Origin of the sequence: Mesorhizobium sp. M1A.F.Ca.IN.020.04.1.1 (assembly GCF_003997315.1) — a bacterium.
Classification (GTDB): Bacteria; Pseudomonadota; Alphaproteobacteria; order Rhizobiales; family Rhizobiaceae; genus Mesorhizobium.
Genome location: NZ_RZSN01000249.1, coordinates 1 through 6,253, shown reverse-complemented (window position 1 = coordinate 6,253; position 6,253 = coordinate 1). Strand labels below are relative to the sequence as shown.

Below are 6,253 nucleotides of genomic sequence, written 5' to 3'. Positions count from 1 at the left end.
ACCCGGAATGCCGACACGGAAGGCGAAATCGCCGGAGCCGTCATAGTGGCCGCAGGTCAGCATCAGCGCGCCGATGCGGCGCGCACGCTCGGTCGACACGACCGACAGCCCGGTCGCCGGGTTCCGACCGCCATTGGCGAGGAAGCGGCCGGCCATGGCGAGCTGCCGGCAGCTCATGGCGATGGCGCAATGATGGAAGTAGACGCCCAGCGCCAACTCCGGCTCATGGTCGAGATTGCCAAAGGACTTCATGTAATTGGCCAGAGCGAAGTTGCGGTAGCCGGTAGCGCGTTCCGAGGCCGCGACCTCGCGGTCGATGATGATCGTGTCGTCGTCGGCCAGGAATTGGACGAAGCGCAGGATCTCGCCGATCGCCTCGCGCGGCTGGTGGCCGGCAAGCAGGATGTCGGATACGACGATGGCGCCGGCGTTGATGAACGGATTGCGCGGAATGCCGCTCTCATGCTCGAGCTGGACGATCGAGTTGAACGGATTGCCCGACGGCTCGCGGCCGACACGCTGCCACAACGCATCGCCGACCTTGCCCAGCGCCAGGGTCAGCGTGAACACCTTCGAGACGCTCTGGATTGAAAAGGGCTGATCGGCATCGCCGGCAAGGATGATGCGCCCGTCATTGGTCACGGCGGCAATGCCGAATTTCTTCGGATCGACCTTGCCGAGCTGCGGGATATAGGTGGCGACATCGCCACGATCGCTGCGCTCGGTCATTTCGGCGGCCACTTCCGCCAGCGCCTGTTCAAGCTCGGGCATGGCGTCTATTTCAGCCAGCTTTCGATGCGCGCCAGCGCCTCGACCATGTCGTCATGGCTGCCGGCATAGGAAAAGCGCATGGTGCGATGGCCCTGGAGCGGATCGAAATCACGGCCGGGCGTGGCCGCCACATGCGCCTCGGCCAGCATCTTGCGCGCGAAGGCCATGCTGTCATTGGTGTGCCGCGTGACATCGCAGAAGGCGTAGAACGCGCCGTCCATGGGCGCCGAGAGCGGGAAGCCCAGCTCCGGCAGACGCTTCATCAGCAGGTCGCGGTTCCAGGCATAGCGCGCCTTCACCGCTTCCAGCTCTTGCGTGGCATTGAAGGCCTCGACCGCCGCGACCTGCGACAGTTCCGGCGGCGAGATGTAGAGGCTCTGCGCGATGCGCTCGACCGGCCGCACCAGTTCGTCCGGCAGCACCATCCAGCCGATGCGCCAGCCGGTCATGCAATAGTATTTCGAGAAGGAGTTGATCACCGTCACGCCGGCGCCACAGGCAAGTGCAGTGACGTCGGGCGCGGCATAGGCCAGCCGGTGATAGATTTCGTCCGAGATCACCGCGATGCCAAGCTCGTCCGCGGTCTTCACCAACGCGGAAAGCTCGTCGGCTGGAATGACCGCGCCGGTCGGATTGGCTGGACTGGCAAACAGCACGCCTTTCAACGGCTTCTCGCGGTGTGCGCTCTTCAGGTGGTCGGCATGCAGATAGGCGTCCGAGCGAAGCTCGATCTCGACGATTTCGATGCCAAGCGCGGCCATGATGTTGCGGTAGGCCGGATAGCCGGGCGCGGCGATGGCGACGCGGTCGCCGGGATCGAACATCGCCAGGAAAGCCAGGTTGAAGGCGGCCGACGAGCCGGTAGTGACGGCGATACGGGCGGGCGCGACATCGATCCCGTAATGCTCGCCATAGTGCGTGGCGATTGCCTTGCGCAGCTCCGCCAGGCCAAGAGCATCGGTGTAGCCGATGCGGCCGTGCTTCAGCGCGAGAGCGGCGGCTTCGCGGACGCCGACCGGCGCCGGGTCCGACGGCTGGCCGACCGCCATCGACACCACGGGAATCCCGGTCGCCTTCAGCCGGTTGGCCTCAGCCAGAATATCCATGGCGTGGAACGGCTCGACCTCGCCGCGGCGTGAAAGCGAAACGACCATCTGACTCTTCAGCCTGCCTTTGGTTGGCAAATCCACAGGCAAACCATCGCTCGCTTGCCCTGGAACTGCCGGGAGTTCGACGGCAGCGCCGCACAAATGCCCGATTGGTGTGGGGATCACAAGCGCGCAGGAAGTTATCGGCGCCGACTTTTCATCCTTCGCCCGCTCGTCTACCAGTGGACCTGTCATGTTGAGCCGACCCGAACGATGATCGATAGATCGACCGCAATAGGGCGAACCGCGCGCGGGTTCGCGACGCTCCTGCTTGCCGCCGCCGTCGCGGTGTCCACTTCGCTGAGCGCCTTCGCGCAAGGCGTGCCGGTGGTGCGCGACGCCGAGATCGAGGCGCTGGTGCGCGACTATGCCCGACCGATCTTCAAGGCGGCGGGCCTTGCCAATGACGGGATCGACATCGTTCTCGTCAACGACCAGAGCTTCAATGCGTTCGTGACCGGCCGCCGCCTGTTCATCAACACCGGCGCGCTGGTGACGGCCGAGACGCCGAACGAGATCATCGGCGTCATCGCGCACGAGGCCGGCCATATTGCCGGCGGCCACCAGCAGAAGCTGCGCGATCAACTCGATCGCGCCAAGACCATGGCCATCATCGCCACGTTGCTCGGGGCGGGCGCGATCGTGGCCGGCGCCACCACCAACAGCCGCGGCCTTGCCGGCGCCGGCATGGGCGTCGCCGCCGGCGGCGGCGAGATGGCGCAGCGCAGCATCCTTGCTTATCAGCGCGGCGAAGAAATCACCGCCGACCGCTCGGCGATCACCTACCTCAATGCCACCGGCCAGTCCGGCATGGGCATGCTGAAGACCTTCGGGCGCTTCCAGAGCGCGCTTTCGCTGTCGGGCACCCAGCTCGATCCTTACCGGATCAGCCATCCGATGCCCCGGGAGCGCATCGCCAATCTCGAGGTGCTGGTCAAGGCTAGCCCATATGTCAGCCAGGTCGACGCGCCTACGCTGCAGCAGCGGCATGACATGATGCGCATCAAGATCGCGGCCTATATGCAAGGCCAGGCGGCCGTGGCGCGGCTGATGCGCAAGAACCCGACCAGCCTTGCCTCGCGCTATGGCGACGCGCAGCAGACCTATCTCTACGGCAATCCTGGCGCCGCGCTGACGAAAACCGCGGCCCTGATCAAGGAACAGCCGAAGAACCCCTATTTCCAGGAACTGCGCGGCGACATCCTGATGAAGGCCAACAGGCCCAAGGACGCCGCGGATGCCTATGCCAAAGCGGCGAGCCTCGACGCGGCGCGGTCCGGCTTGCTGCTGGTCTCGCTCGGCCAGGCGCTGATGGCGGTCGGCACGCCGGACTCAATCAACAAAGCGGTGGCGCAGCTCAACAGCGGGATCGGGCGCGACAAGGAAAACGCCGTAGCCTACCGCTATCTGGCTCAAGCCTATGGCGAATTGGGGCAAATCCCGGCCGCCGACCTTGCGACGGCGGAGGGCCATTTCTATTCGGCCGACTATAAGAACGCGAAGATCTTCGCCATGCGCGCTCAACAGAAATTGAAACGCGGCGAGCCCCGCTGGCTTCGCGCGCAGGATATCATAAACTACACGCCATCTAACAAACTCAAGTGAACCTCCCGACCGCGCGCGGCGACCAGGTTGGACCGGGACAGGCAGAAGGAACTGATCATGAACAAGGCAATCCTGCTCGGCAGCGCCGGCGTGGCGGTAGCGCTCGGCATGCTGGCATTCGGCTTCGTGGCAGGAAGCCCGCAGGCCGCTAAGGCCGACACGACGCAAGCCATCCAGGTCGCCTCGGCGGACAGCAAGATTGACCGCAAGGAGGTCGAAGGCATCATCCGCGACTATCTGCTGAAAAACCCCGAGGTCCTGCTCGAGGTTCAGGACGCGCTCGAGGCCAAGCAGAAGGAAGAGCAGCGGCTCGCCGCACTCGGCGTCATCAAGGATGCGAAGGACGAGATCTTCAACTCCACGTTCGACGGCGTGGTCGGCAACCCGAAGGGCAAAGTCACCATCGTCGAGTTCTACGACTACAATTGCGGCTTCTGCAAACGCGCCATTGAGGACATGAAGGCGCTGACCAAGGCCGATCCGGACCTGCGCTTCGTGCTCAAGGAGTTTCCAATCCTCAGCCCGGATTCGCAAAAGGCCAGCGTGGTCTCGATGGCCTTCCATCTGATGATGCCGGAGAAGTACAGCGAGTTCCACACTGCGCTGCTCGGCAGCCAGGGCCGTGCCACCGAATCCACCGCCATGAAGGTCGCTGTTTCGCTGGGTGCCGACGAGGCGAAGCTGCGCGAGAAGATGAAGGATCCGAGCATCAACGAAGCGCTCTCGCGCACCTATGATCTCGCCACCAAGCTGTCGATCACCGGCACGCCGTCCTATGTGGTCGGCAATGAGGTGGTGTTCGGCGCGCTCGGACAGCAGGTTCTGGCGGAGAAGATCGAGCAGGCCAAGAGCGCGCTCTAGGTTTGGGCATGGTCTTTTCCGAAAACCGCTGCACAGTTTTCGGGATCATGCTCTAAGCGATTGCGAGTCGCGATAACAGGCGGTTTTCCGCCTGTTGTGGACAGCGAAAGAACGTACTTGCGCTCTTTTCGCGGGCGGATATGCCCATTATAGAGGTCCGGCGCGCCGGCTTGAGGCCGGCGCCGAAGAGGTCGGCATATTTGAAAACGATTTTCGTCCTGAACGGTCCCAATCTCAATGCACTCGGCAAGCGCGAGCCGGGGATCTATGGCGGCAAGACGCTTGCCGCCATCGCCGAGGATTGCAAGGCCGCCGGCACGGCGCTCGGGCTCGAGATCGATTTTCGTCAGTCCAATCACGAAGGTGATCTCGTCGACTGGATCCAGGAAGCCGGTGAAAAGGCCGCAGGCATCGTCATCAATCCCGGGGCCTACAGCCATACCTCGATTGCCATTCACGACGCCATCCGCGCGATCGCGCCGCTGCCCGTCGCTGAAGTCCATCTTTCCAATATCCACGCGCGGGAGCCTTTCCGCCACGTCTCCATGGTCGCGCCGGTCGCTGTCGGCATGATCTGCGGGTTCGGGCCACTCGGCTATACGCTTGCGCTGCAGGCACTGGCGGCGCGCCTGTGACCGGCTCCCAAACAGAAGGCTCGAAAATGTCGATAAAGAAGAACGGTGTTGACCAGCAGCTGATCCGCGACTTGGCGGGCATACTGAACGACACCAACCTGACCGAGATCGAGGTCGAGCTCGGCGATCTGAAAGTGCGCGTGTCGCGTCAGTCTCAGGCCGTCCACGCGGTCGCTGCTCCGCTTCCTATGCCGTCCGCGGCGGTTACCGGGCCGGCTCAGGCGGTAGCGGCCGCGCCCGCGACGGCAGCCGATCCTTCCAAGAACGCCGTGCCCTCGCCGATGGTCGGCACCGCCTATCTCGCGCCCTCGCCCGACGCCAAGGCGTTCATCGAGATCGGCCAGAAGGTGAAGGAAGGCCAGACGCTGCTCATCATCGAAGCGATGAAGACGATGAACCAGATTCCCTCGCCGCGCGCCGGCACGGTGACGGCGATCCTGATCGAGGACGCCCAGCCGGTCGAATACGGCATGCCGCTCGTGGTCATCGAGTAGAGCCGGGAACAGCGGGCAGATGTTCCAAAAAATCCTCATCGCCAATCGCGGCGAAATCGCGCTTCGGGTGCTGCGCGCCTGCAAGGAGCTCGGCATCCAGACGGTGGTGGTCCATTCGACGGCCGATTCCGACGCCATGCATGTGCGGCTTGCCGACGAAAGCGTCTGCATCGGCCCGCCGCCGTCACGCGAAAGCTATCTCAACATTCACCAGATCGTCGCCGCTTGCGAGATCACCGGCGCCGATGCCGTGCACCCGGGCTACGGCTTCCTGTCAGAAAACGCCAAGTTCGCCGATATCCTCGCCGCCCATAACATCACCTTCATCGGCCCTTCGGGCGACCATATCCGCATCATGGGCGACAAGATCGAAGCCAAGCGCACGGCAAAGCGCCTCGGCATCCCGGTGGTGCCTGGTTCGGACGGCGCGATCAGCGACGAGAAGGAAGCAAAGCGCATTGCCGCCGCGATCGGCTATCCGGTGATCATCAAGGCTTCGGCCGGCGGCGGCGGCCGCGGCATGAAGGTCGCCCGCACCGAAGCCGACCTCGAAGTGGCGCTGCAGACCGCCAGATCCGAAGCCGGCGCTGCCTTCGGCGACGACGCCGTTTACATCGAGAAATATCTGGAAAAGCCGCGCCATATCGAATTGCAGGTGTTCGGCGACGGCGCCGGACGCGGCGTGCATTTCGGCGAGCGCGACTGCTCGCTGCAACGCCGCCACCAGAAGGTGTGGGAG

7 protein-coding genes are annotated in these 6,253 nt (G+C 64.0%); 5 read left to right on the top strand and 2 right to left on the bottom strand.

The annotated features are described in order from the left end of the window. Both EOA49_RS29500 and EOA49_RS29495 read right to left on the bottom strand, forming a co-directional pair. Positions 1–771: glutaminase (locus tag EOA49_RS29500; RefSeq protein WP_164749317.1), on the bottom strand; the 771-nt coding region annotated here is incomplete at its 3' end. A 5-nt stretch (positions 772–776) separates the two neighbouring features. Next, positions 777–1,925: an aminotransferase class I/II-fold pyridoxal phosphate-dependent enzyme gene (locus tag EOA49_RS29495; protein ID WP_127240093.1), complete on the bottom strand. Its 1,149-nt coding sequence runs from the start codon at positions 1,923–1,925 to the stop codon at positions 777–779. Positions 1,926–2,132: 207 nt separating this feature from the next. Here EOA49_RS29495 and EOA49_RS29490 point away from each other — a divergent pair, with 207 nt between their 5' ends. From EOA49_RS29490 to EOA49_RS29470, 5 genes are all read left to right on the top strand, one after another. Then, positions 2,133–3,524, top strand: coding sequence for a M48 family metalloprotease (locus EOA49_RS29490; protein WP_127240092.1), 1,392 nt, complete (start codon positions 2,133–2,135; stop codon positions 3,522–3,524). A 57-nt stretch (positions 3,525–3,581) separates the two neighbouring features. Then, the gene (locus EOA49_RS29485) at positions 3,582–4,385 is read left to right on the top strand and encodes a DsbA family protein (protein WP_127243510.1); all 804 of its coding nucleotides are present in this window, start codon (positions 3,582–3,584) and stop codon (positions 4,383–4,385) included. Between the two features lie 200 nt (positions 4,386–4,585). Then, the gene (gene aroQ / locus EOA49_RS29480) at positions 4,586–5,020 is read left to right on the top strand and encodes a type II 3-dehydroquinate dehydratase (protein WP_066989889.1); all 435 of its coding nucleotides are present in this window, start codon (positions 4,586–4,588) and stop codon (positions 5,018–5,020) included. A 26-nt stretch (positions 5,021–5,046) separates the two neighbouring features. Continuing rightward, positions 5,047–5,514 carry an acetyl-CoA carboxylase biotin carboxyl carrier protein gene (gene accB, locus EOA49_RS29475; RefSeq protein WP_127241951.1) on the top strand — a complete coding sequence of 156 codons (468 nt, stop codon included), beginning with the start codon at positions 5,047–5,049 and terminating at the stop codon, positions 5,512–5,514. Positions 5,515–5,533: 19 nt separating this feature from the next. Continuing rightward, positions 5,534–6,253: biotin carboxylase N-terminal domain-containing protein (locus EOA49_RS29470; protein WP_127243509.1), on the top strand; the 720-nt coding region annotated here is incomplete at its 3' end.